Consider the following 26,190-nt stretch of genomic DNA (forward strand, 5'->3'; position numbering starts at 1 on the left):
TCTCAGCCTATCTCTCCTTTAGTTTACTACAGGAGGCCATTGATCACATATTGAAGAACTTTGGAACGAAATACACAATCAACTTCTCCACCTAGAATGTTGTGAAACTTTTGCTTGGGTACTTAAATACTTTACAGTGAGGCGAAGGGGATTTCATGTGGGATGAAACGCAATTCATAACCATACAAGAAGCGAGTGAGCGTCTTTCATGCACAACGCGAACGGTGTTCACTCATATCAAAGCCGGCCGCCTGGAGACAAAAAAGGAAGGGAACCGAACATTCATCAGCATGGCATCCCTGCAGGCGTTCATTGATCGTGAAACCTTTTCATATGAGTCGTTACCAGACACTGCGGATAGTGGCCTCTGCCCTCAAACTCAAAGCCGCTTTGCGGGTCGAGCTCCTTTCGGATCTCAGGGGTTGCGGGCAGATCGTATTTGGATCCATCAAAGGCAATGACCCTCATTCCATGCCAACGATGGGAGGGATCACGAGGGAAGAGGCTGTAGGCCAAATCAACGGCTTGCGGCAAGAGATCTCGAAAGATCGTCCAGGGAACCTTCCTTCTGGCCTTGGTGAGGGCGCTTCGGTGCACGGGCTCGGCATCGGGCCACAATCCATTGCGAAGGGAATCATGGAAAAAATCGCCCGACTTGATGTCAACCCCCTTGCTTTTTCCGCTCGCAGTCAGGGAGAGAATGAAGGCAATGAGCTTGGGGAAAGGAAGCTTGCGATCGCGGGTAAAATCCTGTGGCAGCCGCTTGTCATGGTCGGCAATGTTTTTCGGGATAATGTTCAGAAAAGATGGGATGACATTGGCGAGTTGGCATGAACTTTCAAGGCAGGATCTGTGCCATCTTGATCAACTCCTCTGTAATTTTATTGGTTTACGATGCACCCGTTTGCAAACTTTGAGCGGTTCACAAGAGGGAGGCTTTCGCATACTCCCGCAAATGTCAAACTGTGGGAGTCCCCCGGCAAAGCCGGGGGTTTACCCAAGGGCAATTATCACAGCGACCACTGCGGACTGGCTGCAACAATCCGGGAAAGATCGGGGGCTGCAATCTACATGGCCAGCCAGGACTTCGAGCTGCTGGACGCATTTCGGTAACACCCCTAACTGATGACAGGCCCCGAGGAGTTCTATGTCGAGCACGGCATGCCCCGAAAGATCGTGCGCAGACTGGAAGCCGCAACGGCTTCGCTCATGGATTTGATCATCCCTTTTCGTCCCTATTATTTCTATCGCCACGGGGAAGAAATCGTAAAGGAGCCATACTCTTTCCTGCCCATTCACACTCCGGGGCACACGGTCGGCCACACCTGCATCTTCGAGCGGAGATCGGGGCTTCTTTTCAGTGGCGACCATGTACTGGAGACCATAGCTTCCAACATCCCCGCCCATCCCGCCAACCCCCTTCCCGATCCACTGCACTCCTACCTCGCCTCACTCGAAGAGCTGCGTTCCCTGAAGGTCTCGAACACCCTGCCGGCTCACGGCAACGCCATCGAGGATCTGCCCCGGAGAATCCAGGAGATCCTGGCCCACCACGAAGAGAGAAAGCAACGGGTGTTGGATGCGCTGGCAAGCGGCCCGGCCAACGCCTACGCCGTCTCTTCCATTATCTTCGGAAGCGATTTGGATCTCATGGACGAATGGCTCGCTTTCCTGGAAACTCTCGCGCACCTGGTGAATTTCGAGCATGCCCGGCGTGTCGCGAGAGTCTCCGAAGAATCGAGAACGTTTTTCCTGCTATCCTGACGGACGGTCCGCTAGGAAGCCCCAAGCAGGACGCAAAGCACGTAAAGACCGGCCCCGAGGGCGGCTATTAGGATCATTACGTCCCTTGACCGCTGTCCGCCTCATCTGCTTGTTTTGCGGCGAATTCCAATGTCGGCAAGGCTTATGCCGTATCTTTTGAGCCTGAAGTAGAGGGTTGCCCGGTGGATGTTGAGAAGAGCGGCCGCCTTGGTTCTGTTGCCTCCACTCCTCCGAAGGGCCTCGATGAGCTGCTCTTTCTCGGCATTGAAAACGGCCAGAAGAAGCGGACCGCCGGGAGCCTGTGTTATCGGCACGGTTCTTTCCTTCACATGCACGAGGCTTTCGGGAAGGTGCTCGGGCTCAATGGCCGATCCCGAACAGAGTGAGAGAGCCCGCTCCATGACGTTTTCGAGCTCACGGATATTTCCCGGCCACTCATGGACCATGAGCAAACGCATCGTTTCCGGTGCAATATGCTCGACACCGGACGATAATCTTTGCCGCAGCTTCATAAGGAAATGCCCGGCAAGGACCGGGATATCTTCCTTCACTTCCCTCAAGGGGGGAAGGGTGACCGTTATCACGTTCAGGCGATAAAAGAGGTCCTTCCTGAAGTAGCCCTCTCGTATACGCTCCTCGAGATCCCGATTGGTCGCGGCGATGAGCCTGAAATCGATCGTTTTGGGCCTTTGGGCTCCCAGGGGCTCGATTTCCTTTTCCTGCAGGACCCTGAGGAGCTTGGCCTGCAACCCCAGGGGCAGGTCTCCTATCTCGTCAAGAAAAATGGTCCCCTTGTGGGCAAGCTCGAATTTGCCCTGCTTTCCCGATTTGAGCGCTCCCGTGAATGCGCCGGCGCCATAGCCGAACAGCTCGGATTCGAAGAGCTCTGCCGGTATCGAGGCGCAATTGACCCGGATGAAGGGGCGATCCCGCCTGGAGCTCGCCTGGTGGATGGCGTGGGCGAAAATCTCCTTTCCCGTGCCGCTTTCGCCTGCGAGCAGAATGGGAATATCGGAGGGGGCGAGCCTCATGGCGATCTCTTTTGCCCGGTTGAGCTTTACGCTCTCCCCGATGAGGTCCTCAAACGAGTACCTCGCCTGGTAGATCTCCCGAATCTCGACCTCGTACCTTCGAACCGTGCTCTCGAGCTCCCGCATCTTGTGCTTGAGGGCTATGAAGACCTTGAGGTCGTGGAAGATCATCTTGCCGACCGCTCCGATTATCTTGTTGCCCTCTCTTATGGGATAGCGGTTCACGATCACCTTGCACCCCTTCATGTCGAAGGTGTCCCCAAATTCCGGTTTTCCGCTGTGAACCACTTCCGGCAGGCCGCTCTTTGGAACCACATCCCGAATGTGGCGTCCGACTGCCTCCTCGGCCGTAATGCCGTAGAAGGGCTCGTCCGCCTTGCTGAAGTGGCGGATGATTCCCTGATCGTCGATGATCACCGTGCCCTCGTAGGGGTTATCGAGAACCGCCTGCAGCAACCGCGGCGGAACACGAAGGAAATTGTAGCTTTCATCCATGATGCGCTCCTTCAACTTCCAAAGTCTGTAGAATACGATACGCCGTTCCTATTAGACATTCATTCGACATCTTCTGTCAATTGATTAGACATCCAGGATCGATTGAAGGACGGGAACGGCTCCACAGGCCAATGTATCCCATCATGATCCTTCGGCACGCCTCTTGCCTAACCTGTTCATAGCTTAGCTTGCGGGTCAGCATCGCCGGCGGCCGTGTTGCCGGCAATGGTCAACAATTCATGGGAGGAGTAGAGCCATGAATATGAACATGAGTCGATCGCAGCCCTACGAAAAGATGGGAAGTACGTGCCGAACGAGGGCGCCCGTTGAGAAGCGAATCAGGTGGACCGTTCCCAAAGCAGGTCCCTTCGGGGATGACCTGTACAGGGTGGGAGTCCTGCGAAAGAGCCTGGTGGAATCGGCGGCCGAGCTGTGGCGCACCTCCTATCCGGAAGTGTGCGGCTCACCCCATGAATTCCTTCTGGACCCCGATCGGTACGAACCCCTCATTGCCATGCGGGAAACCTGGGAAGAGGATTCGCAGAACAAGGTCTACTGCATGTCCGTTGTGGAAGAAGCCGCCATGGGAAAAGTCGTCGGGGCGACCCTTCTCACCAAGTTCGAGGCAAACCTCCAGGTAGAGTTCTCCCTTGCCGCGACTCACCCCGACTACCGAAGACGCGATCTCAGCGACGAGCTTCGGCGCTTCACTCGAATCATCGCCCTCGACTCCGGTGCGGAGTACTTCACGACATTTTGCGAGACCTGGCACGACATCACCCAGAACTGGTGCATTAAGGGAGGATGGAAGATTGCGGGGATCTTTCCCGGGAACTTCATCCGATGGAACGGTGAGGGTGAGGAGTACCGGGAGTGCACGGTGCATTTCTACAAGTTCGTGGGAAAGGGAGCGGAGTATGTCACCAGGCCGGAGGAATGGCGCCTGGCGCCTGAGGTGAGAGAGGTTTGGGAGGCGCTGGAACAGGTAAACCAAAAGATCGAGGATGTATTCCAGGCCAGGGTGCAGAAGGAGATGATGTGGTCCTATGCTTTGAGTCCGTAACTTCTTCTTTTGCCGCGCGTTGTATTTGGTGATTGCCGTCCGGCACACATGGAAGGGAGGTGGGAAATGCCTTGATAGCCCCTGACGGAGAAGGTTGAGGATGGAGTGAATTCTTAGTTTCGATGCGCTAGAACCTGATTGACCAAATCATTAATTAAATGAAAGGAACTGTCATGGCGACACAGCAGCACTCTTTCGCAAATCCCGCCCCGGCCGGACTGGGGGCACTGGCGATGGCCTGTTTTACCTTTTATGCGATGTTTACTGGGAAAGTCAGTCATGATGCTCTTCCCTTGCTGGCTTGCTGGCTGGTGGGAGGGGCTATCTGCCAGCTCACCTGCGGACTCATAGAGCTCAAGGACCATAACATCTCCGGCGGAAACGTTTTTCTTTTCTTCGGCGCCTTCTTCATGGCCACGGCGGCACTGGGCTGTGCCACCAAGTACGGATTGCTCAAGGCGGGACTCCCCTTCGATACGAAAATCGAGGGATGGGCGTGGTGTGCCAGTGCCGCATGGCTGACCCTTATGACGCCGAGTTATCTGAAGTCCACCAAGGCCCTCTTTTGGGCGGTTGCCCTGATCGATGTGGCACTCTGGTCCATCGTGATTATAGACTTGCAGCTCGGCAATAAAGCGATTTTTGCTCCCATTGTTGCATGGACCCTCCTTATTGCCGGATGTATCGGTCTCTATCTTGCCGCCGCCATCACTATCAATACCGTCTTCGAACGATCTATCTTCCCCGTGCCTGCCCCTCATGTATTGCCGACGGCCTCCGTCAAGCTCCAGACTGCAGCCGAATAACGTTGCCGCGTGGATTGGAGCAGCCCATGTACAAATGATTTCAGGCGAATGCAAACCTCTTTCGAGAGATTCAGCACTCGCTTCAACGGGGTGTTTGCGCGGCAGGAATCGGCCCGTCAGATGGCACAGTACCTTCGCGCCCTTCTACTTACCCGGCGCAGGACCGGTCCCAGACTTGCCGAGACTCTGTCGGAGATGCCGCGTCGGACAAGATGCAGAGGCTTCTCTACCTGGTGAACTGGGATGCCGATGCTGCCAGGGACATCTTGCAGGATCTGGCTGTGGAGAGGCTGGTGGATGGCAGGGGGGGCGCGGTTCTGAAACAGGCGTGCTTTGCCAAGAAGGGGTCCGGCTCTGTCGGCGTCGCGACCCAGTGGAACCCATGGAAAGAAAAAATGGAAAACTGTCAGATCGCGGCTTTACTGGTCCATGTAAGTACCCATACACAAGTTATCGAACATTTTAGTTAGCCTCGTACCTTTGCGTCATTCCGGCATGTTTCCAGCCGGAATCCAGTCTTTGCGCCGGCATGGATTCCGGCTCAAAGACTGCCGGAATGACGTGAAAGAGTTCGAAAACATGTGTTCAGGTACTTAAGTCCGCGAACAGAGGTGATTCTCGATCGCGGCCTGTTTTTGCCGGAGGAATGGATCCAGGACGTCGGGCGACGCCGGAAAGCAAAAGTACCGGCATCGGAGGCGCGAAACTCATGGATCTAAAGGAGCAAGGCGTCATCTGAAACCGGCTCGAGAGAAACGAACAAGTCCGGGGCACCGCGAACAGCCCCGCAATTCCCTCACCGCAAAGCCATCTTTGCGGTGAGTCGTTTTACATGATGAAGGGACGGGCATGCACAAGCTCTTTTCGGCACAGTCGGTTGTTGTGGTTGGAGTCTCCGAATCGGAGGACAATCTCGGGAAAAACATCGTGAGCAACCTGGTCCGCTTCGGCTACCAGGGGGAAATCCATACCGTTGGCCCCCGTGGAGGCGAGGTGCTGGGGCGGCCCATCCACCGGTCGGTTACGGAGTTGCCGGGGCCGGTGGACCTGGCGGTGATCCTCACGCCCGCCCGCTTCATCCCGGAAATCCTGGCCCAGTGCGGTGAAAAAGGCATTGAGCGCGCAGTCATCGAATCGGGTGGATTTCGGGAAATGGGGCCTGAGGGGGCGGCGCTCGAGAAGCAGGTGGTAGAAATCTGCTCCCGGTTTGGCATCCGTTTTGTGGGGCCCAACTGTATCGGCGTGGTCAACACCAAAACGGGACTCTATACGCCCTTTATCGCCCTGCCGACCCCCTACAGGCCGGGCAAGGCGAGCGTGTTCGCCCAAAGCGGAGGCGTGGGCCTTTCTTTTGGAGAGAGGCTGAGCTCTTCGGGCATCGGAGTGAACAAGATCGTGAGCATGGGAAACAAGCTGAGCCTCGATGAGACCGATTTTCTCACCTTCCTTCTAGGCGATCCCGAAACGGAGATCATCTATTTCTACCTCGAGGACTTCAAGCGCGGGCGGGAATTCGTCGAGGCGGCGCGAGGGAGCTCGAAGCCCGTCATCTTACATAAGTCCAACACGAGCCCGCTTAGCCGGGCCATTGCCCAGTCGCACACCGCCGCCCTGGCCGGAGACGACGCGGTGACGGATGCCGTCTGCGGGGAGGCGGGAATCGTGCGTGTCCACTCCGTTGCGGAGGCGATCAACGCCATGCGCGGCTTTTCCATGCCTCTCCTCAAAGGGAAAAATCTTGCCGTCATCTCCCGCTCGGGGGGACATGCGGTGGTTGCGGCCGATGCCTGTGCCCGTCACGGTTTCCATTTACCTTCCCTGGGCGAGCGGCTGCTTGAAATCGTTCGGGAGCGGCTTCGGGCCGGGGTGATCCGACTCGGAAACCCGATGGACCTCGGCGATCTCTACGATCTTCCCTTCTATCTGAAGGTGGTCGAAGGCGCCTTACGCCAGGACGATATCCATGGGGCCATCTTCATCCAGGTCTCCCAGATGCTCACCGAACGTGAAGCTTCCAGGCGCCTGCTCCAGGACCTGTGGAATCTTTCGATCCGATATGGCAAGCCTATCGCCCTTGTCGTGGAAATACCCTTCCAGGAGCGCGTGCATCTTTGGGAGACCCTCGAGTTTCCCTTCTTTCTCGAGCCCGTTGAAGCCGTCGAGGCCCTCTCGATCCAATGGGAGCATACAAATGCCTCGGCAATACGGCTCAATGAGACGATTTCCGCACCGGCCCCCGCTCCCTGGCTCGATGAGGTGAAAGCGTGGCTGCGTACCTTCGAGATCGAAAAGCGTCAACCTCTGCTCCACGAAAGTCTGGACCTCGTCAGCCGAATCGGAGCTCCGGTAGCGAACTGGGCGATGGCCAAAACTCTTTCCGATGCCCTCGGCACCGCCCGGGCCATGGGGTACCCCGTCGTTTTGAAAGCCGTGGCTTCCTCGCTTCTCCATAAATCCGAAAAGGGAGCCGTGGCAGTGGGCGTTTCCGGAGACGAGGAGCTCCGGAGAGATTGGACACGGCTAAGCGGCCTTGCCGGTGATGTTGTGGGGGTGGTGGTGCAGAAGATGGTTTTCTCCTCTCGGGAGCTCATCATTGGAGGAAAGCGAGACCCGTCCTTCGGCCCCGTCGTGCTCACCGGTCTCGGTGGCATAATGGTCGAAGTTTTTAGAGACGTCCGCACGCGGCTTGCTCCGGTCGGGATCGATACCGCGCTGCAAATGCTTCGGGAGTTGTCGGGAGCGCGCATACTCGGGCGGTTTCGAGGCATGCCAGAGGCGGATATCGAGGCGGCGGGCCGAGCTTTGGTGCTGATTTCAGAGCTGATGCATCACTTCCCGCAGATTGGTGAAGTGGATATCAATCCTATCTGCCTGCATGACAAAGGGAACGGGGCCGTGATCCTCGACGCACGTCTGCTGCTGTCCATGAACGGCTGAACCCTTACGAACCCTTGGAATTTCTTGACCCATGAAGCCAAATGTGGTAGTGATAATTAACTGATCGTTTACTAACTTAACTTAATTATGAAATAATGACCTCTGTGGAGGCATTCATGGATCAAAACATTATCCTCTTCAGTCCGCTGGAGCTTGCAGGCCTTCGGCTCAAAAACCGGATCACCATGGCTCCGCTCTTTCTCGGCTACGCCCATGCGGACGGCACGGTGAGCCCGCTTCTGCTCGACCACTACAGGGCGATGGCGATGTCCGGGGCCGCAATGATAGTCGTCGAAAACGCCGCCGTGCATCCTTCCGGCCTTGGATCTCCCTTCGTGCTGAGAGTCGATGCGGATAAGTACCTTTCGGGGCTCTCCACGCTTGCCAAAGCCATTCAGAAGGAAGGGGCGCTGGCTGTCCTTCAGATCAACCACGCCGGCCGGTACGCCTTCACACCCGAGAGGATCGCCCCATCGCCGGTACCCACGGGGGACGCGGTTCCACGGGGGATGACCGTCGAGGAGATCCACCTCATGGCCGAAGCCTATGCTTCCGCCGCACGGCGTGTGAAAGAGGCGGGATTTGACGGTGTCGAGATTCACGGCGGAACCGGCTACCTCCTTGTGCAGTTTCTGTCGCAACGCACCAACCGGCGCACCGATGCATTCGGAGGGAGCCTGGAGAACCGCATGCGCTTTCCCCTGATGGTGGTTGACGCCGTGCGGGCCGCCGTGGGTCCGGACTATCCGGTAGGCTACCGCTTTCTGGCCGATGAATGGCTCCCGGAGGGGCTTCATACCATCGAGACAGCCCCTCTTGCCATGGAGCTCGAACAAAGGCGGCCGGCTTATCTGTCCGTCATGGCCGGTACTTACGACTCCTTCTTTGCCCCCGACTACCTCGAGCAGGAAAAAAAAGAAGGCTACATGGCGCACTTTGCCGGAGCCATCAAGGCAGCCGTTCCGCACACGCCGATCATTGCGGCCGGAAGAATTCAAACCCCCGCGACCGCCGTGAAGATCCTTGAGGAGGGTACGGCGAACCTCATCGGGCTTGCCAGGGTCCTGTTTGCCGATCCCCTGTGGGTGAAGAAAGCGGCCGGTATCGTGAAAGAGTCCATCAATTCCTGCGAGGCCACCTGCTCCCTTTGCATGAAGCGCGTCATGAGTGGAAAGCCGGCCTTCTGCTCGAGGTGGGAAAAAACGGTTCGAGACGCGTTCCTGGCAAGGCTCAATGAGCCCGGCGCCGTCGAAAATGACCAGGATTAGGCTCATACGCAACCGGAAAGGAAACAGCATATGGAATCCAGGATCGCGGGAGCCATCGGCCTCAAGTACAACCCTGTCGCCGTTCTGATGAGTGAAGTAGCTCCGGAGAACGCTCTCCGGTTTAAGAAGGGCAAATGGGGATGCGTCATGTTCATGTTTGCAAATGCCGCCAGAGGCAAAACCGCGGCCTTCGATGCCGAGACCTACGGGTGTTGGGGAGGCGGAGTCGGTCTCGGGTTCGGCAATACATATTTGCACTTCCCTGGCGGGATTGAGTGCTTCGCCCACTTTCTTTCGAGCGGAAACGCCCGGTGGGAAAAAGGCAAGGAAGTCGGCAAGGTCCTGAGCGAATCGGCAGGAAGGGAATTCGCCGAGAACTTCCTCGAGGGTGAGGCTTATGTCAAATCACCGGAGCTGGTGAATCAGTTCCTGAGGGAGCTCCCGATGCGGAAGGTTCCAGCCCCTTATGTCCTGTTCAAGCCACTGAAGGACGTGGACCCGGGGTCGGAAAAACCGGCAACGGTCGTTTTTCTCGCGGACGCGGATCAACTGTCGGCCCTGGTGGTTCTGACCAACTACGGCAGGGACGGCTATGAAAACGTGATCATCCCCTTTGCCGCCGGATGTCAGACCATCGGCATCCTTCCCTTCAAGGAGGCGGAAGAGGGAAGACAGAGGGCAGTGGTAGGTCTAACCGACATCTCGGCCAGGAAGTACGTCCGAGCGCTCCTGGGAGAAAAGTACATGTCCTTCGCCGTGCCCTGGGAAATGTTTCTTGAAATGGAAAAAGATGTGCCGGGAAGCTTCCTTGAGAGGAAAACCTGGCGCTCGCTTATGAAACCCGGTGAGTAATGGATCGAAACTTGAGAGCCTCTCGATTTCTTTGCGCAAGGAAAGACAGGACGGTTATCGCTCCACGCCTCAGAAGATGCCTTGTAGTTGCGTTGGCTGTTGCTCTTGCTGGTGTCATCGGGCTTCCCCTTGTCCTGTCCGCCGCCGGAAGAACACCGATGGAAGTCATTCGGTCCGGTTCGGAGCGCGGGCTCGATATCATCAAGGGTGCACTCTCTGGCGGTGGTCCCAGTCTGAAAGAGCGCCGTGCAGAAATTCTTTGCATCGTAGATGAGTACTTCAACTTCGAAGAGATGGCCCGACGTTCCCTGGGACGCCCCTGGAAGGACCAGTCTCCCGATAACCAGCGGGAGTTTGTCCAGCTCTTCAAGCAGCTTCTCTTCAATGTCTACGTCTCTCGCGTGGAAGCGGCGGCTACCTCGGACACGCGAATCGCTTATGACCAGGAAAAGATCGAGGGTGACTATGCCAATATTGGGACTCGTGTAACCAGCCGGAATCAGCCCGATGTCCTGATCGAATACCGGCTGCGACGGATCGAGAACGGAGAATGGAAAACCTACGATGTAGTCATAGAGGGAATAAGCCTCGTGAACAACTACAGGCAGCAGTTCGGTTCAATCTTGAATAACGAGTCTTTTAAAGAGCTGTTGAACCGGTTGCGCGCGAAGGTTGCGGAACAATAATCGGTTCAAAGAGTGTTTCATCCTTGGCGGAGGGAAATTGATTTTATCCGGGTAATCGAAACCATGAGACTAATTCCAGGAGGTTAGCATGAAAAAGATCGCAACGTGTCTATTGATCCTTTCCCTGATGTTTGGTGTCGTAGGCTGTTCCACCATGTCTGAACTACAGCAACAACCAAATCCCGATGCAAAAAGCAACAGTCCCCACCCAACTTGGAAGCAATAGACCAACTAACGGCATGATCGACGGATCTGACATCTTGACGAAGCATTTGATCTGTGGGGTTTTGCACGGATTTGGGACCAGCTTGAGCGGGAAGTTTATCGAAGGATTGATGTAAAAAATAGATTTTGTGCAGAGAGCAACTCTATCCTCCTCCGCCTCGACCTGTAGACTTGCCTTGGCGAGACCGAGGCAAGTCTACACACGGTCTCATAGATCCTGCTTTTTTCTTTCAAAGCGTTAAGAGCCATCTCCAGGTTTTTGAGTCTTTCCGGCAGCAGCCAGTCCAACCCGGCTTCCGGCCCAATTAATCTCACGCCATACTTCCCAAGGTCTTGCGAAAGCGGCCCAGAGACACACTGAACAACACCGAGCCGATTGCCGTCAGCGCGCCGAATTGCGGCCACACCACATCCATGCCCGAGCCGCGAAAGAGAATCGATTGGGCGAGCATGACAAAATGGGTATTCGGTGCGGCCAGCATGATGAACTGCACCACTTCCGGCATGCTCTCCCGTGGCGTCGATGCGCCGGAAAGCATCTGGAGCGGCAACAGCACCAGCATCAGCAGCAGCCCGAACTGTGGCATCGACCGTGCGATGGTGCCAAGGAAGATTCCCATCGAGGTGGTGGCGAAAAGATGCAGCGCGGTACCGGCCAGGAAGAGCAGCATCGAGCCTTGAACGGGTACCGCCAGCAGCCCCCGGACGACGAAGTTGAGCGAAAAGGCCGAGGCGCAGAGCACGACGAGACCCATGGACCACACTTTTGCCGTCATGATCTCGAAGGGAGTGACGGGCATCACCAGGAGATGCTCTATGGTTCCGTGCTCGCGCTCGCGGATCAGCGCCGCACCGGTGAGCACGATGGAGAGCATGGTGATGTTGTTGATGACCTGCATGACCGCACCAAACCAGAACTTGGTCAGGTTGGGATTGAATCGGATGCGCAACGCCAGGTCGATGGGCGCCACGGTGTTCTCCCTGGAACGTTGAACGAAGGATCGCACCTCGCCGTCGACGATCGCCTGGATGTAGCCGCTGCCGTTGAATGCCTGGGTCATGCGGGTGGCATCGGCATTGAGCTGGAGCGCGGGGCGGCGTCCCGCCAGAACATCACGCTGAAATTCCGGAGGGATATCGACCCCGAAGGTGTAGAGGCCATCATCCATACCGATATCCATCTCCGGCTGGGTGACCAAGACGGGCGGCGTGAAGTAGGGTGGATAGAATGCGCTGATGATGCGCTCCGAAAGCGGTGAACCGTCCTCGTCCACGATGGCGATCGGCGCCTTGTTGAGCGTTTCGGGAATGGCGGTCGCCCTGGTGTAGATGGAAAGCGTGAAGGCATAGGCGATCAGCACCAGCATGATCGGGTCCCTCATCAGGCTGCGCACCTCTTTGATGCCCAGGTACACGATATTTGCCACGGCCATGGTCATCGCTCCTGCTTCTTCAATAATGCGGAGCTCAGAGTCAGCAGCACCGGCACGGCGATGAGCAGTGGAACGAAGGAGCCGTGCAGGTCTGTAAACTCCAAACCCTTGTTGAACACCCCTCGGGATATCGTCAGAAAGTGCGTCGTCGGGTAGATGTGTCCGATGAGCGCACCGGTTCCCTTGAGCGAGGAGACCGGATCGAGGATGCCCGAAAACTCGATGGTCGGCAGCATGGTGAGGACGGCGGTGCCGAAAATGGCGGCAATCTGGGTGCGCATGAAGCTGGAGATGAGCAGGCCCAGGGCCGTAGACGAGCCCACGTACAGCAGTGCGCTGGTGGCAAGCGTGGGGAAGCTGCCTTTGACCGGCACACCGAAGATCGTCACCGCAAGAACTGTCAGGAGCAGGAAGTTCAGCATGGCGAGCGCAACATAGGGCAGCTGCTTGCCCAGCAGGAATTCGAGCCGGGTAACCGGAGTCACGTAAAAATTCACGATGGATCCGAGCTCCTTTTCCCTCACTACCGAAAGCGCGGTCAGAATCGCGGGGATCAGCATCAGCAGAAGGGGGATCACCGCGGGCACCATGGCCGGCAGACTTCTAACGTCGGGGTTGTAGCGGAAACGGATTTCTATGGTCGCAGGAGTCCCAGGCGCCCCGGCGGTGGAATCGTAAGCGGCCCGGGCTGCCAGCCAGTGGGCGTGCATGCCCTGCACGTAGCTGCGCACGGTTTCGGCCCGTTGAGGCATGGCTCCATCGATCCAGGCCCCAACCGCCACGGGCGTGGAGCGTGCGATGTCCCGGGCAAATCCCGGCGGGATCTCGATGGCCAGACTGAGCTCGCCGGAGCGCATGCGCCGCTCCAGATCTTCATAATCGGCAATCGGCGCGCGCTCGGAGAAATAGTGCGATGCGGATAGATTCAACGCATAGTCGCGGCTGGTCGTGGTCTGATCGCGGTCCAGCACTGCGAAGGCAAGCTTCTCCACGTCCAGGTTGATGCCGTAACCCATGATGAACAACAGGATTGCGCTGCCGACGAGGGCCAGGATCGCACGGATCGGGTCGCGGCGCAGCTCCAAAGCCTCGCGCCGGCTGTAGCTCGCCATGCGCCTGAGGGAAAAGTATCCTTGCCCCTCCTGTTCATTGCGCCTGTCCTCTATCGGCCCGGAAATTGCCTCGGCTGCACCGCCTTCGGGCCCCCCCTCGACCGGCCCTTGGCCTTCGGGCGCAACGTCCTCGAGATAGCGGATGAAGGCGTCTTCCAGCGTGCTCGCGCCTCGCCTCTCAATCACCGAGGCGGGGGAATCGCTAACCAGCACCCGGCCCGCGTGCATCAGGGAGATGCGGTCACAGCGCTCGGCTTCGTTCATGAAATGGGTCGAGATAAAGATCGTGACCCCATCTCGGCGTGAGAGCTCGATCAGGATTTGCCAGAAGGCGTCGCGAGCGACGGGGTCCACTCCCGAGGTCGGCTCGTCGAGGATCAGCATCTCCGGCGCGTGGATCATCGCCACTGCCAGCGACAGGCGCTGGCGCTGCCCAAGGGGCAAATTGGCCGGCAATGCGTCCATCGCTCCGCTTAGCCCGAACCGCTCCGCCATTTCGGCGACACGGGCCGGAATCCGGCCGGCGGGAAGGTGAAACAGGCGCGCGTGCAGCTCGAGGTTCTGCCGCACGGTAAGCTCGGAGTAGAGCGAGAAGGACTGGGACATGTAGCCCACTCGGCGGCGCGTTTGAATGTCGTGCGGATCGACCGGATTTCCGAAAAGCCATGCCTGCCCTTCACTGGCCGGCAGCAGACCGGTGAGCATCTTCATCGTCGTGGTCTTCCCGCAGCCGTTTGAGCCGAGAAAACCGAAGATCTCGCCGCGATGAATGCGAAAGCTCACATGCTCGACCGCCGTAAAGTCCCCGAAGCGCATCGTGAGGTCCCTGGCCTCGATTGCGATGTCCTCTTCTTCCCCCCTGACTTGACGCGCCTGGATCTCCACGGGCTGATGGCCCTGGCGTCTTTCTTCCGGCAGCAGAGCGATGAAAGCTTGTTCGAGCGAGCGGGTGTGTGTACGGGCAAGCAGCTCCTGCGGTGAACCGGTAGCCAGCACCCGGCCTGTATCCATCGCCACCAGCCAGTCGAAGCGCAAGGCTTCCTCCATATAGGCCGTGGCAATCAGCACGCTCATACCCGGGCGGCCGGTGCGAATTCGCTCGATGAGCTCCCAGAATTGGCGCCGTGAGAGGGGATCGACCCCCGTGGTGGGCTCGTCGAGGATCAGGAGGTCGGGGTCGTGGATGAGGGCACAGCACAGCCCGAGCTTTTGTTTCATGCCGCCCGAGAGCTTGCCGGCGGGCCGTGCCGCAAAGGGTGCAAGACCGGTTGAGTCCAACAGAACGGAAATCCGCCGTTCCCGTTCGCTGCGGCCGTGGCCGAACAGGCGGGCGAAGAACTCGACGTTTTCTTGCACGGAAAGTGTGGCGAAAAGATTCTTTCCAAGCCCCTGAGGCATGTAGGCCACCCGCGGGCACACCCGGCGCCGGAGCCGCGCATCGGACATGTCGCCGCCCAGCACCTCGATCCGTCCTTTTTGTATCATGCGGGCTCCGGCAACAAGAGAGAGAAGGCTGGACTTACCGGCCCCATCCGGTCCGATCAGGCCTACCATTCTTCCGGCCGGCACGTCGAGCTCGATCGCATCCAGAGTTTGAGCCTTTCCGTAGCGCAGGCTCACCTCCGACATGCGAACAACCGGCGCCCGCTCTTCGCCGCTCTTTGCATCAGCCATCGGCTCTATCCTCACTCATTGCGGTAATTTCACCTGGAGATGGGGCGGCCATTCAGCCCGGGGATCCAGGCGAACATAGGCCATACCGGGCAGTCCGGTCTTGACCCGCGTGATATGGGCGCGAAGCAAATCGGCGGAAATACGGGCCTTGATGCGGAACATGAGCTTTTCGCGCTCGATGGCCGTTTCCACCGTCTTGGGTGTGAACTGAGCCACGTTGGCTACAAAAGAAACCTGCGCGGGAATTACGTACTGGGGTGCCGCGTCCAGCACCAGGCGCACTTCGGAGCCCAACGGAACGCGCCCGGCCGCCGCAGTGGGCAGGAAAAAAGTCATGTAGACATCGCTCAGATCGACCAGGCTCAACACCCGCCCTCCCGCTCCGAGCACCTCACCCGGTTGAGCTATGCGGTACTGCACGCGTCCGTCCCGTGGCGCCTTTAGATCGCTGTCGGCAATGTCGGCGCGGATGCGCTCACAGGTAGCCATTGCAGCCTCGACAGCCGACTCCGCTCCGAGCACTTCCGACTGCGCTGTGGCAATGGCAGCCTCGGTCGCAGCCACCTGCGCCCGCGCGGCAATGACGGCGGCCTCGTAGCTTTGGACGCGGGCCCGGTCGTCATCGGCCTCCTGGTGCGAAACCCCGCCTTCACGGGCCAGCACCGAGGTTCGGCCCGCGCGCTTTCGAGCTGCATCGAGCTCCGCCTGACGCTGGACCACCACGGCCTGAGAGGCCGCTTTTTCGCTCTCGCGCTGAGCGAGACGGCTGCGGGCGGTCGCTACCGCATTCTGTGCCTGCCTCCACTGCGCTTCGGCCTGACGGAGCTGGGCCTGGAGAACCTCGGTATCCATTTGGGCGACGACCTGGCCGGCAGTAACAAAATCTCCCTCATCGACGAGAACCGTCTTGATCCGGCCTGCCAGTTTGGCCGCCACATCGATCTCGGTGGCTTCGATGCGCCCGTTGCCGCCAGCGATCACCCCGCTGTTTCCCTTGCCACTAAAATGAAACTGCCAGGCAAGCAGGACAGCGGCCGAGACGATCACACCGCCCCACGCGGCCTTTATAAACCATGTCCACCTTCGCGTTCCCATCCATGCGCTCCTTGTCGGATGTCAGTATTCCTCGTCGCCCCCCCCGCCCAGCACCGCGTAGAGGCGCACCTGGTTGGTGAGCTTTGAGAGCTGGATGGATATGAGCTGCTGCTGGGCGGCGTAGAGGGAACGCTGCGCATCCAGCACGTTCAGGTAGATGTCGGTCCCCTTCTCGTACCGGGCATTGGAGAGCTTATAGGTTCTCTCGGTGGCATCCAGCAAAGACAATTGAGCCTCCAGTTGGTTTCCCACGGTCCCCTTTGTTGCGAGCGCATCGGCGACATCCCTGAATGCAGACTGAATCACACTCTCGTATTGAGTGATCGCAATCTCCTTATCTACCTTGCTTACCTTGAGTCCGGACCATGTCCTGGCATCAAAGATCGGCAGCACAATCTGAGGCGCATAGTTCCATGCGAGCGAGCCGGATTTGAAAAGCCCGGAGAGATCGCCGCTCGCACTCCCTATGGCAGTAGTCAGCGAAATGCGCGGGAAAAAAGCGGCACGGGCGGCGCCGATATTGGCGTTGGCGGCCTTGAGCGTGTGCTCCGCCTGAACAATATCGGGACGACTCAGAAGCACCTCGGAGGAGATGCCGGGTGAGACATCGGGAAGCGGTGAAACTGTGCTCAGCGCCTCGGGCAGCAGGTCGGCAGGCACGGGGGAGCCCACCAGGAGGTTCAGGGCGTTTTCATCCTGGGCGGCCAGTTCGGTAAACCTCGCCACGTCCACCCGCGCCGTATCCACCCGCGTTTGAACCTGCCTGAGATCCAGCTCGGGTGCGAGTCCGACTTCAAAGCGCCGTTTGATCAGGTTGTAGGCCGCCTGCTGGGTTTCCAGGGTGTATTTGGACAGTTGGAGGTTTTCCCTGTCTGCGGCAAGGGTCAGGTAGGCGTTGGCAACCTCTGAAATGAGCAGGATCTGCGCGCTGCGACGGGCCTGTTCCGTAGAGAAGAACTCCTCCAGCGCTCGCTTGCTCAGGCTACGGATGCGCCCGAAAAAATCAATTTCCCAGGAGCTGATCCCCACGTCGGCGCTGTATTGCTTCAATATCACAGCACCGGACGCTGACCCCGATCCGCCGGAAATATCACCCGGCACGCGCTCCCGGATGTGCATCGCGCTGGCATCAACCGTCGGCAGGAGCTCTGCTCGCTGGACGCGGTACAACGCCCGGGCTCTCTCGACATTCAGGGCGGCCACCCGCAGGTCGCGGTTATTTTCCAAAGCCGTTGCAATGACTTCTTCGAGCCGCTCATCGGTGAAAAATTCCCTCCACTGAAGGTCCGAGGCAAGCGGCTCGCTCCCACCGGCTTGGGCCTCCTTGTATGCCACGCCGCTCGGCCACGCGGCGGGAACCGGGGCTTCGGGCCTTTCATACTTGGGAATCATCGTGCAACCGTTGAGGCAAACAAGCACGCTCACGATCATCAAGGTCTTTTTTGTCATAATCAGTGCCCCTGCTCACTCGCTAGATTCGGATCATGTTCGGTAGTCTGCTTGGCTCGTTTCTTCCCGAGCAGGCTGGATACCAGGACATAGAAAAGGGGAATGAACAGCAGGTCGATGAAGGTCCCCGACATCATTCCACCGACAACGGCGGTTCCAATGGCATTCTGTGCCCCCGCCCCGGCTCCGCCGGTCAACGCGAGGGGAAGAACACCGAAGAAAAAGGCCAGCGAGGTCATCAGTACCGGACGAAGCCGGGTTTTGATCGCACCCAAAGTTGCCTCGACAAGGCCGGCCCCTCGCGCTATGCGCTCCCTCGCAAACTGGATGATGAGGATGGCGTTTTTCGTCGAAAGCCCCAGCGTGGTAAGACACCCAATCTGAAAGTAGACGTCGTTGGGCAGACCACGCAAGGTTGTGGCAATGGTTGCGCCCAAGAGCCCCAGAGGCAGCATCAGCAAATTTGCCAGGGGAATGGTCCAACTCTCGTACAAGGCCGCCACGCACAGGAAAATGACCAGAACGGAAAAGGCGTAGAGCAGAGGCGCCTGGGACTTTGACATCCGTTCCTGGTAAGAGAGTCCGGCCCAGTCAAAGCCAATGCCTTTAGGCAACTTTGATGTGATCTCCTCCATGACCTGCATGGCTTCTCCCGAGCTCCTCCCCGGTGCGGGCTCCCCCCAGATGTTTATCGACGGAAAGCTGTTGAATCGCTCCAAAAGAGGCGGCCCGTAGAACCAGTGGCCGGTGGCGAACGATGAAAAAGGCGTCATCATTCCCGAAGTGTTTCGAATGTAGAGCCGCTCCAGGTCCTTTGGAAGCATGCGGTACGGTGAATCGGCCTGGATGTAGACCCGTTTGACACGGCCGGCCTGAATGAAGTCGTTCACATAGGCTCCGCCGAATGCCGAAGAGATGGTCCTGTGGATGGAGTCGATGGGAACTCCCAGGGCACCCGCCTTTTCCCAATCCACATCGATTCGGTATTGGGAAACATCATCGAGTCCGGCCGGCCGGACACGAACCAGCCTCGGGTCCTTCATGGCCATGCCGAGCAACTGGTTTCGGGCGGCCATCAAAGCTTCATGGCCAAGTCCACCGCGGTCCTGCAACTGAAAGTCAAACCCGCCGGCCCGTCCGAGCTCCATGACCGCCGGAGGCGGAAAGGCAAAAACCCTTGCGTTGCGTATTTTGGAAAACTTCGCCATGGCCCGCTTCACGATGGCATTCACTTTCAGGTCCGCCCGCTGGCGCAGGTCCCAATCCTTGAGGCTGACGAAGCTCAGCCCCACGTTCTGGCCGTTTCCTGCAAATCCCCGGCCCGCTAAGGTGAAACAGGCCGCCACGGCATCCTTCTCATCTTCCAGGAAATACTTTCGCACCTGAGTCATGACCTCCTCGGTCTGCTCGAGAGTCGAGCCGGCGGGCAGCGTTGCCTGGGCAAACATGAGGCCCTGATCCTCCTCCGGGAGATAGGCTGTGGGCAATCGAGTAAACAGATATCCCATGGCAGCAACCAGGATAAGGTAGATGGCCAGGTAGGGAAGCTTCCTGGCGAGCATATGTCCGACTATCTTTTCATACATGTTCCTGCCCCTTCGGAACGTTCTGTCGAACCACCTAAAAAAGGGCCGGAAGAGAAAGAAAGCGGCTTCCGCGGGCTCATGCCCCTTTGGTACGGGCTTGAGGAGCGATGCGCAAAGAACCGGGCTCAGGATCAGGGCCACTACGACGGAGAGGAGCATGGCCGAGACGATGGTCACGGAAAACTGCCGGTAGATGACACCCGTGGAGCCGCCGAAAAACGCCATGGGGCCAAACACCGCCGAGAGCACCAAACTGATACCGACAAGGGCGCTGGTGATCTCTTCCATTGACTTTCGGGTTGCCTCCTTGGGCGAGAGGCCTTCCTCGGCCATGACTCGCTCGACGTTTTCCACCACGACGATGGCGTCGTCCACCAGGAGCCCGATGGCCAACACCATGGCGAACATGGTCAGCATGTTGATGGAGTATCCCAATGCCCCCAAAACCCCGAAGGTCCCCAGGAGCACCACAGGTACCGCCAGGGTGGGTACAAGTGTTGCCCGGATGTTTCCCAGAAAAATGTACATGATCAGGAAGACCAGCAGGACCGCTTCGAAAAGGGTTTTGACCACCTCCTTGATGGCCACCTTCACGAAGGGAGTGGTGTCCATGGGGTAGATGACCTTCATACCGGGAGGAAAGTACTTGGAAAGCTCGTTCATCTTCGCCTTGACGGCATCGGCGGTGGCCAGGGCATTGGCGCCGGGGGCCTGCCGCACGGCCAGGCCGGAGGCGGGCCTTCCGTTATAGAGTGTCAGGCTCCCGTATCTTTCGGTACCCAGCTCCGTTCGGCCCACATCACGAACTCGCACGATGGAGCCATCCGGGTTTGTGCGTACCGGGATGGCGGCGAATTCCTCCGGGGTCTTGAGCAGGTTCTGGACGATGATCGAAGCATTCAACCGCTGGCCTTCCTCCGCCGGAGCACCTCCGAACTGGCCTGCCGAAATTTCGACGTTGTAAGCCTGGAGTGCCCGGATGACGTCTTCCATGGTGAGGTTGTAACCGGTAAGCTTGTCGGGATTGATCCAGACCCGCATGGAATACTGCGTGCTGAAAATTTCCACTTCCCCGACCCCCGGAACTCGCGCCAGCACCTGCTGGATGCTCGACTGACCGTAGTCGGCCAGGTCAAATTCGTCCATGCTGCCGTCTTCCGAGGTCAGCCCGACAATGATGAGATAGTTTCGGGTCGATTTGCTGACCTTGACGCCCTGTTGCTGTACGACATCGGGCAAGCTTGCATAGGCGAGCTGGAGCTTGTTTTGCACCTGTGCCCAGGCGAGATCCGGATCGGTTCCCGGAGCGAAGGTGAGCTCTATTCTCCCGCTCCCCGAAGCATCGCTGGTGCCCGTCATGTAGAGCAGCCTGTCGAATCCGGTCATCTTCTGCTCGATGATCTGGATCACGCTGTCTTCGACGGTTTGCGCGGAGGCGCCTGGGTAGAAGGCGTCGATTGCGATGGATGGAGGAGCGATGGGCGGATACTGGGAGATGGGCAAATTGAAAATCGCCAGACCGCCGGCCACCATGATGATGATGGCAATGACCCAGGCAAAGACCGGACGGTCCAGGAAAAACTTTGATAGCATCGAGGTCCTCCGTTATTTCGATTCCACGACTGTTTGCTTTACGTTCGTTGCTTCGACCGCACCTTTCGGGCTCTCCATGGGAACGGCCTTCACGGCGGCGCCCGGCCGTATGTTCAGCATGCCCTCGACAATCACCTGCTCTCCACCCGAGAGGCCGGAAGAGACGAGCCACTTGTCGCCGATGGCGCGGTTGAGCTTCAGCATCCTCTGCTGGGCCTTTCCCGTCTCATCCACGACCAGCGCATAGGGTTCTCCCTTCGGCGTTCGATTCACCCCTTGCTGGGGAACAAGGATGGCCTGCTCGGCGATACCCTCCTGCACGACGGCTCGCACGAACATTCCCGGCAAGAGCATATGGTCCGGGTTAGGAACGACGATGCGCACCGTGAAAGATCCGGTTGTCGGGTCCACCGTCACGTCGCGAAATTGAAGCATGCCCTCCAGGGGATACGGCGCTCCATCGTCCATGAGAATGCGGACTGATTTCCCGTTTTTCCCATCCGCGCTGAGCTGGCCGGTTTCCATGTTGCGCTTCAAACGCAGGAGCTCGTTGGACGATTGGGTCACATCCACATAAATGGGATCGAGCTGCTGAATGGTTGCAAGCGAGGTGGGCTGATAGGCCGTAACCAGCGCACCGTCGGTCACACTGGATCGCCCGATACGCCCCGAGATGGGTGCCGTGACACGGGTGTAACCCAAGTTGATGCGGGCCGCTTCAACCTGCGTCTTCCAGTATTCGATTTCGGCCTGGGCCTGCTGCACGGCGGCTGTCGCATCGTCGTAATCCTGTCTGCTCACCGCCTTGTCTACCAATAGTTCCTTGTAGCGGTCGGCCTTCGATCGGATCGCCGGCAAATTGGCCTGGGCCTTCCCGAGGGAGGCTTTTGCCGAGTCATGGGCCACCTGGAAGGGAGCGGGATCGATCTGGTAGAGGAGCTCGCCGGCTTTCACATCGGAGCCCTCTTTGAACATCCGCTTCTGTATGATGCCGTTGACCTGCGGCCGGATTTCCGAAACAAGATACGCCGAGGTGCGGCCAGGCAGCTCTGTGTTCAGTTCGATTTTCTGCGCTTCGATGGTCACGGTGGCCGCTTCCGGGACCGGGGCCTGCGCGGCCGGCTGCTGTCCGTGGCTGCTATCACAGCCCGACAGCCAAAGAAGGCTCGATAGAACCATCAATGCCGCAGTCCATTTAAACGCCTGGTAAGTGTTGCCGGATTGCATTGGAGACCTCCTAAATATCTGTCATGAGTATATATTTGGTTCGGAGACACTCGATAGAGTCACGAGTCCGCCAGTCCTTTGAAGAAAATATCCAAAACAGCGTCCGGATCATCCGGATAGGGATAACGCTCGGGCGCATCGAGCCAGAGAAGAAGAAAAGCGTTGACGGTGCTGTCGAGAGCCACGGCCAAATGGTAGGGAGTGGCAATGGGCTTGAACCGTTTGCTCCCGATTCCGCTCTCAAAAATCGAGGCAAGCCGCTCCAGGAGATCGTAATAGCCCTTCCGCACATCCTCATCCAGACCCGCCTTGATGTTGAAGCTCGCCCCCCGGCTCTCGGCAAGGTAGAGGCGAACGAAGGGAAGATTGTCGCGAAAAAGCTCCCCTTTGGTACGGACGAAATTCCTCAGCTTTTCAATCTCGTCGTCCGATTTTTCAGCCGACAGCGCAAAGGCCTCGTGGAACTTCTCGCATTGCTCCAAAACGAGGGCTTTGTATAGATCCTCCTTGTTCTGAAAGAACTTGTAGAGTGTTCCGATGGCGAACTCGGCCTTTGCGGCCACCTCGTGCATCGAAACATTATGGTACCCCTTCTCCGAGAACAGATTGAGGGCGGCCGCAAGTATCTCTTGACGCTGCCGCAATTTCTCTCTCTCCCGTCTGGGGAGCTTGCCGTTTTCCATCGCCTGGCCTCCTGCAAAGCTATTGGTTCGAGAAGTATGAACATGACGTCAAAGTATATAATTTTAATTCATACTTCTCAAGACAAATCTCAACGGAGCTCCAGCCGCAAATGGAGGCGGTTTCGCGAGGAGCTTGCGGGAATTCCGGTCGTTTGGCACCGCCTTCTTCCTCACCGATGGGGCATATGCAAGCCCCCCTTTGCCAGTTCCTTCACGCCTGCCATCGAGAATTGTGTGATGTGATGCGCTAGACTTTCAACGAATGCGTCATGGAATGTAAGGTGGTGAAGCTTTGTAACGATTTGCCGGGCATTATGGTAGAAGACGCATTGCCCGACGATGCTCAAGGAATGCGCATATCGGGTGTTGACCTCGTCAACGTGAAAAGGCATCGTCACGCTCCTCAATCCGAAGCCACCGCTCCACCGCCCCCGGGCTTCCCAGGCTTCTTGAAAAAGAATACGAGGGGAATGCCCAAAAAGGCAACGTAGCCGAGCAGGCGGAAGTTGTCGACGAAGGCATACAGCGTGGACTGTTCCACCAGCAGCCCGTACATGGCCCCGTAAGCCTTCCGGGTTGCCGTAACGACGTCCCCCTGGGAGAGGAAGAGCTGCCGGAGGTGCTCGAGCCATTCCCGGTAAGCGGGATCGTAGGGCGTGAGGTGCGAGACCAGGGTGGCTTGGTGCGTCTGGGCGGCCCGGGCGAGCATGGTGGTAACGATGGCGATTCCGATGCTGCCGCCCATGTTGCGCATGAGGTTGTAGAGGCCCGTCGCGGTCCCCATCCGTTCGTTGGGAAGGCTTCCCATGGCGATGGTCGTGAGGGGCACGAAAATGAATCCCATGGCTGCTCCGATGATGATGTTGGGCAAAACGACGCTCGCCATGGATATGTCGAGATTGATCCTTCCAAGCATGAAACCGGCGGCGGCGAGGGCGAGAAAGCCTCCGACGATCATGAGCCGCCCATCGACCCTTTTTACGAGACGTCCCGCAAGGGTGACCGAAAAGAGCGCTCCCATGCCCCGCGGCGTGATGGCGAGGCCGCTTTGAAGCGCCGGGTAGCCCATGAGCTCCTGCAGAAACAGTGGGAGCATCACGAGCGTTCCGTAAAGGATTATCCCGTAGAGGGTCGCCGTCATGATGCCGATCGAGAAGTTACGATTGGCGAGGATGCGAATATCGACGATGGGGTGCTTCACCCGGATTTCCCAGAGGAAAAAGCCGATCAGGGAAACAATGGAAATCCCCGTGGACCAGCGAATCCAGAGGGCGGAGAACCAGTCGTCCTGCTGCCCTTTGTCGAGGATCAACTGCAACGTTCCAAGACTTATCGCCATGAGGATGAATCCGACGTAATCGATCTTACCGCCTATGCCTCCCCTGACGTAGGGAGGGTCTTCGATAAGGAGCTGGGTCAGCACGACCGCCAGGACGCCCACGGGGAGGTTTATGTAAAAGACCCAGCGCCAGGAGTAGTTATCGGTAAGCCATCCTCCAAGGGTAGGACCAACAATGGGAGCCACGATCACGCCCAGGGCATAGACCGCCATGGCCTCGCCGCGCTGCACCGGAGGAAAACTTTCCAGAAGGACCGCCTGAGAAACCGGGAGCAGCGCCCCACCGCTTGCTCCCTGAACGATCCGGGCCAGGATGAGCAACGGGAGAGAAAAAGCGGCGCCGCAAGCCACCGATGAGACGGTGAAAATAACAATACTTGCCATGAGAAACCGTTTTCTTCCGAAGTAGAGGCTCATCCAGCCCGTTATGGGCAAAACGATCGCATTGGCCACCAGGTAGCTCGTGAGCACCCAGGTGGCCTCCTCACTGCTTGCCGACAGGCTCCCCGCTATCTGGGGAAGCGCGACATTGGCCACCGAAGTATCCAGGGCGACCATGAAGGTCGGAAGAATCGTCGCTACCGCAATGATCCAGGGGTTGACCGTAGATGACCGTTGTTGCAATGAGCTCATACGCTTCCCTTTTCAGATACCGGATAATCGAGACAGCATCAATCATCCATGGACACCGAAGTCTCCGTGCTCAGAAGATTCGGCCCCTGCTTCATGCAAAACTTTCCCCCTGCCGTCTCCCAGATCCATCCCGAGTAGCCGTACCCCCCGACGGGCTTGGTGACGAAGGCTCCCCGCCATGAGGTGGGCCGGGTCTCGTTGTATGCTACCGTGCCGAATCTGCCGAAAGTGTAGCTATTCACCGGATGGCAATAGTCCTCCTCGCCCTTGAGGGTTTGCGCGACCACCTGCCCATCCCCGCCTCCGAACACGGCGGCACGAAGGCCGTACTTGTGGCTTCTCGCCCTATCGAGGACTTCCCGCTTGGAAGCGAAACTGGAGGTGAAAGCCACCGGGCCGAAGACCTCCTCGCGCATCCCGAGCATTCGATCGGTGGCGTTTTTCACAACGGTGGGGTAAACGAGGTTTCCTTCGTTCCTGCCTCCGACCAGGACTTCAGCCCCCAGCCGCATAGCCTCCGCAAGCTGCTCGCCGATTCGCTTTACGGCGAGGTCGCTTGCCACCGGCGAGACATCGGTGCGCTCGTCGGCGGGGTCTCCCACCTGGAGGCGCTTCACCCGGTCTACGAACATCGCCAAAAACTCATCATAGATGGATTCATGGATGTAGATCCTCTTGGGCGCGGTGCAGGCCTGACCCGAGTACATGAACTTTCCCGCCATGAGGTCGGTTAGCGCAAGCTCCAGGTCCGCGTCCGGAAAGACGATGAAGGGGTCCGAGCCCGGCCCCTCGAAAACGAGCTTCTTTCCTGTCTCTCTGAAGGCATGCTCGTAGGGCAGGATGTTTTCATCGAAGCCGAAGACCACGACAGCGGCCACATCGGACTCTCTCAGGGATTCCTCCATGAAGACCCGGCCCCCGCCCTGGTAGAACGTGACGTCATCACCGAAAATGGGTCGGTAGATGCTTTCGGTGAGCTTCATCACGTCACGCCCCTTGGAAGAGAATTTGACGGTCACACGGTTTCCGACAAGGTAGATGGATAGGATAGCCGTATTGACCCAGGCACTGCCGTTGTAGGAGAGCATGAGGGAAACCCGCGAGCCCGGACCTCCCAGCGGTTTTCTCGCCGACAAAAGTCTTTCCGTCTCCTCGAACATCTTGAGCCTGTCGATGGCAAGCTCCACCATCTGGTCCCTGTGCTCTTTCAGTGCGCCCTCCAGCATGAGGACCTTCTCG

20 protein-coding genes and 1 pseudogene are annotated in these 26,190 nt (G+C 58.1%); 10 read left to right on the forward strand and 11 right to left on the reverse strand.

What is annotated here, in order from left to right; all coding sequences use genetic code 11:
* Positions 1–155: 155 nt before the first annotated feature.
* The 3 genes and pseudogenes from MWC30_RS23100 to MWC30_RS18460 form a co-directional block, all read left to right on the forward strand.
* A pseudogene (locus MWC30_RS23100) lies at positions 156–260 on the forward strand (hypothetical protein); the annotation flags it as partial.
* Between the two features lie 52 nt (positions 261–312).
* Entirely contained in the window at positions 313–834 is a 522-nt protein-coding gene (locus tag MWC30_RS18455) for a hypothetical protein (RefSeq protein ID WP_244085679.1), read from the forward strand.
* A 327-nt stretch (positions 835–1,161) separates the two neighbouring features.
* Positions 1,162–1,764, forward strand: a complete 603-nt coding sequence (locus MWC30_RS18460; RefSeq protein WP_244085680.1) for an MBL fold metallo-hydrolase — start codon at positions 1,162–1,164, stop codon at positions 1,762–1,764.
* Between the two features lie 101 nt (positions 1,765–1,865).
* Here MWC30_RS18460 and MWC30_RS18465 read toward each other — a convergent pair whose 3' ends face one another.
* Complete coding sequence (locus tag MWC30_RS18465; RefSeq protein ID WP_244085681.1) at positions 1,866–3,290, reverse strand: sigma-54-dependent Fis family transcriptional regulator; 1,425 nt, start codon at positions 3,288–3,290, stop codon at positions 1,866–1,868.
* A 256-nt stretch (positions 3,291–3,546) separates the two neighbouring features.
* Between MWC30_RS18465 and MWC30_RS18470 the strand changes: the two genes are divergently transcribed.
* The 7 genes from MWC30_RS18470 to MWC30_RS18500 all read left to right on the forward strand — a co-directional run bounded on the left by MWC30_RS18470 (position 3,547) and on the right by MWC30_RS18500 (position 10,902).
* Complete coding sequence (locus MWC30_RS18470; protein ID WP_244085682.1) at positions 3,547–4,353, forward strand: hypothetical protein; 807 nt, start codon at positions 3,547–3,549, stop codon at positions 4,351–4,353.
* 173 nt (positions 4,354–4,526) lie between these two features.
* Entirely contained in the window at positions 4,527–5,159 is a 633-nt protein-coding gene (locus MWC30_RS18475; RefSeq protein WP_244085683.1) for an acetate uptake transporter family protein, read from the forward strand.
* Positions 5,160–5,266: 107 nt separating this feature from the next.
* Positions 5,267–5,629 carry a transposase gene (locus MWC30_RS18480; protein WP_256461277.1) on the forward strand — a complete coding sequence of 121 codons (363 nt, stop codon included), beginning with the start codon at positions 5,267–5,269 and terminating at the stop codon, positions 5,627–5,629.
* A 379-nt stretch (positions 5,630–6,008) separates the two neighbouring features.
* On the forward strand, positions 6,009–8,096 hold the full coding sequence (locus MWC30_RS18485; RefSeq protein WP_244085685.1) for an acetate--CoA ligase family protein: 2,088 nt from the start codon (positions 6,009–6,011) through the stop codon (positions 8,094–8,096).
* Positions 8,097–8,212: 116 nt separating this feature from the next.
* Complete coding sequence (locus MWC30_RS18490; RefSeq protein ID WP_244085686.1) at positions 8,213–9,364, forward strand: NADH:flavin oxidoreductase; 1,152 nt, start codon at positions 8,213–8,215, stop codon at positions 9,362–9,364.
* 30 nt (positions 9,365–9,394) lie between these two features.
* On the forward strand, positions 9,395–10,216 hold the full coding sequence (locus MWC30_RS18495; RefSeq protein ID WP_244085687.1) for a DUF169 domain-containing protein: 822 nt from the start codon (positions 9,395–9,397) through the stop codon (positions 10,214–10,216).
* Positions 10,217–10,374: 158 nt separating this feature from the next.
* Positions 10,375–10,902, forward strand: coding sequence for a phospholipid-binding protein MlaC (locus MWC30_RS18500; protein WP_244085688.1), 528 nt, complete (start codon positions 10,375–10,377; stop codon positions 10,900–10,902).
* 536 nt (positions 10,903–11,438) lie between these two features.
* Here the strand turns inward: MWC30_RS18500 and MWC30_RS18505 are convergent.
* The 10 genes from MWC30_RS18505 to MWC30_RS18545 all read right to left on the reverse strand — a co-directional run bounded on the left by MWC30_RS18505 (position 11,439) and on the right by MWC30_RS18545 (position 26,177).
* Entirely contained in the window at positions 11,439–12,560 is a 1,122-nt protein-coding gene (locus tag MWC30_RS18505; protein WP_244085689.1) for an ABC transporter permease, read from the reverse strand.
* Between the two features lie 2 nt (positions 12,561–12,562).
* A complete protein-coding gene (gene rbbA, locus MWC30_RS18510; protein WP_244085690.1) occupies positions 12,563–15,346 on the reverse strand; it encodes a ribosome-associated ATPase/putative transporter RbbA in 2,784 nt (927 codons plus the stop codon).
* Between the two features lie 15 nt (positions 15,347–15,361).
* Positions 15,362–16,441 carry an HlyD family secretion protein gene (locus tag MWC30_RS18515; protein WP_244085691.1) on the reverse strand — a complete coding sequence of 360 codons (1,080 nt, stop codon included), beginning with the start codon at positions 16,439–16,441 and terminating at the stop codon, positions 15,362–15,364.
* 21 nt (positions 16,442–16,462) lie between these two features.
* Positions 16,463–17,890 carry an efflux transporter outer membrane subunit gene (locus MWC30_RS18520; RefSeq protein ID WP_244085692.1) on the reverse strand — a complete coding sequence of 476 codons (1,428 nt, stop codon included), beginning with the start codon at positions 17,888–17,890 and terminating at the stop codon, positions 16,463–16,465.
* A gap of 2 nt (positions 17,891–17,892) precedes the next feature.
* On the reverse strand, positions 17,893–21,069 hold the full coding sequence (locus MWC30_RS18525; RefSeq protein WP_244085693.1) for an efflux RND transporter permease subunit: 3,177 nt from the start codon (positions 21,067–21,069) through the stop codon (positions 17,893–17,895).
* Between the two features lie 12 nt (positions 21,070–21,081).
* Positions 21,082–22,296 (reverse strand): efflux RND transporter periplasmic adaptor subunit, encoded by a 1,215-nt coding sequence (locus MWC30_RS18530; protein ID WP_244085694.1) that lies wholly within the window; start codon positions 22,294–22,296, stop codon positions 21,082–21,084.
* A gap of 59 nt (positions 22,297–22,355) precedes the next feature.
* On the reverse strand, positions 22,356–22,979 hold the full coding sequence (locus tag MWC30_RS18535; RefSeq protein WP_244085695.1) for a TetR/AcrR family transcriptional regulator: 624 nt from the start codon (positions 22,977–22,979) through the stop codon (positions 22,356–22,358).
* Positions 22,980–23,149: 170 nt separating this feature from the next.
* On the reverse strand, positions 23,150–23,371 hold the full coding sequence (locus tag MWC30_RS23105) for a CerR family C-terminal domain-containing protein (RefSeq protein ID WP_368860888.1): 222 nt from the start codon (positions 23,369–23,371) through the stop codon (positions 23,150–23,152).
* A gap of 11 nt (positions 23,372–23,382) precedes the next feature.
* Positions 23,383–24,951 (reverse strand): DHA2 family efflux MFS transporter permease subunit, encoded by a 1,569-nt coding sequence (locus MWC30_RS18540; RefSeq protein WP_244085696.1) that lies wholly within the window; start codon positions 24,949–24,951, stop codon positions 23,383–23,385.
* Between the two features lie 38 nt (positions 24,952–24,989).
* Entirely contained in the window at positions 24,990–26,177 is a 1,188-nt protein-coding gene (locus MWC30_RS18545) for an aldehyde dehydrogenase (protein WP_244085697.1), read from the reverse strand.
* Between the last annotated feature and the right edge of the window lie 13 nt (positions 26,178–26,190).

This window comes from Desulforhabdus sp. TSK (assembly GCF_022836495.1).
Lineage (GTDB): Bacteria > Desulfobacterota > Syntrophobacteria > Syntrophobacterales > Syntrophobacteraceae > Desulforhabdus.

Excerpts from the sequence above, each read along its gene's own strand:
- MWC30_RS18490 (WP_244085686.1), top strand. The coding sequence starts at position 8,213 with ATGGATCAAAACATTATCCTCTTCAGTCCGCTGGAGCTTGCAGGCCTT.
- MWC30_RS18540 (WP_244085696.1), bottom strand. The coding sequence starts at position 24,951 with ATGAGCTCATTGCAACAACGGTCATCTACGGTCAACCCCTGGATCATT.
- MWC30_RS18530 (WP_244085694.1), bottom strand. The coding sequence starts at position 22,296 with ATGCAATCCGGCAACACTTACCAGGCGTTTAAATGGACTGCGGCATTG.
- MWC30_RS18460 (WP_244085680.1), top strand. The coding sequence starts at position 1,162 with ATGCCCCGAAAGATCGTGCGCAGACTGGAAGCCGCAACGGCTTCGCTC.
- MWC30_RS18470 (WP_244085682.1), top strand. The coding sequence starts at position 3,547 with ATGAATATGAACATGAGTCGATCGCAGCCCTACGAAAAGATGGGAAGT.
- MWC30_RS23105 (WP_368860888.1), bottom strand. The coding sequence starts at position 23,371 with ATGCCTTTTCACGTTGACGAGGTCAACACCCGATATGCGCATTCCTTG.
- MWC30_RS18500 (WP_244085688.1), top strand. The coding sequence starts at position 10,375 with ATGGAAGTCATTCGGTCCGGTTCGGAGCGCGGGCTCGATATCATCAAG.
- MWC30_RS18495 (WP_244085687.1), top strand. The coding sequence starts at position 9,395 with ATGGAATCCAGGATCGCGGGAGCCATCGGCCTCAAGTACAACCCTGTC.
- MWC30_RS18535 (WP_244085695.1), bottom strand. The coding sequence starts at position 22,979 with ATGGAAAACGGCAAGCTCCCCAGACGGGAGAGAGAGAAATTGCGGCAG.
- MWC30_RS18515 (WP_244085691.1), bottom strand. The coding sequence starts at position 16,441 with ATGGGAACGCGAAGGTGGACATGGTTTATAAAGGCCGCGTGGGGCGGT.
- MWC30_RS18525 (WP_244085693.1), bottom strand. The coding sequence starts at position 21,069 with ATGCTATCAAAGTTTTTCCTGGACCGTCCGGTCTTTGCCTGGGTCATT.
- rbbA (WP_244085690.1), bottom strand. The coding sequence starts at position 15,346 with ATGGCTGATGCAAAGAGCGGCGAAGAGCGGGCGCCGGTTGTTCGCATG.
- MWC30_RS18475 (WP_244085683.1), top strand. The coding sequence starts at position 4,527 with ATGGCGACACAGCAGCACTCTTTCGCAAATCCCGCCCCGGCCGGACTG.
- MWC30_RS18505 (WP_244085689.1), bottom strand. The coding sequence starts at position 12,560 with ATGGCCGTGGCAAATATCGTGTACCTGGGCATCAAAGAGGTGCGCAGC.
- MWC30_RS18520 (WP_244085692.1), bottom strand. The coding sequence starts at position 17,890 with ATGACAAAAAAGACCTTGATGATCGTGAGCGTGCTTGTTTGCCTCAAC.
- MWC30_RS18485 (WP_244085685.1), top strand. The coding sequence starts at position 6,009 with ATGCACAAGCTCTTTTCGGCACAGTCGGTTGTTGTGGTTGGAGTCTCC.
- MWC30_RS18545 (WP_244085697.1), bottom strand. The coding sequence starts at position 26,177 with ATGCTGGAGGGCGCACTGAAAGAGCACAGGGACCAGATGGTGGAGCTT.
- MWC30_RS18465 (WP_244085681.1), bottom strand. The coding sequence starts at position 3,290 with ATGGATGAAAGCTACAATTTCCTTCGTGTTCCGCCGCGGTTGCTGCAG.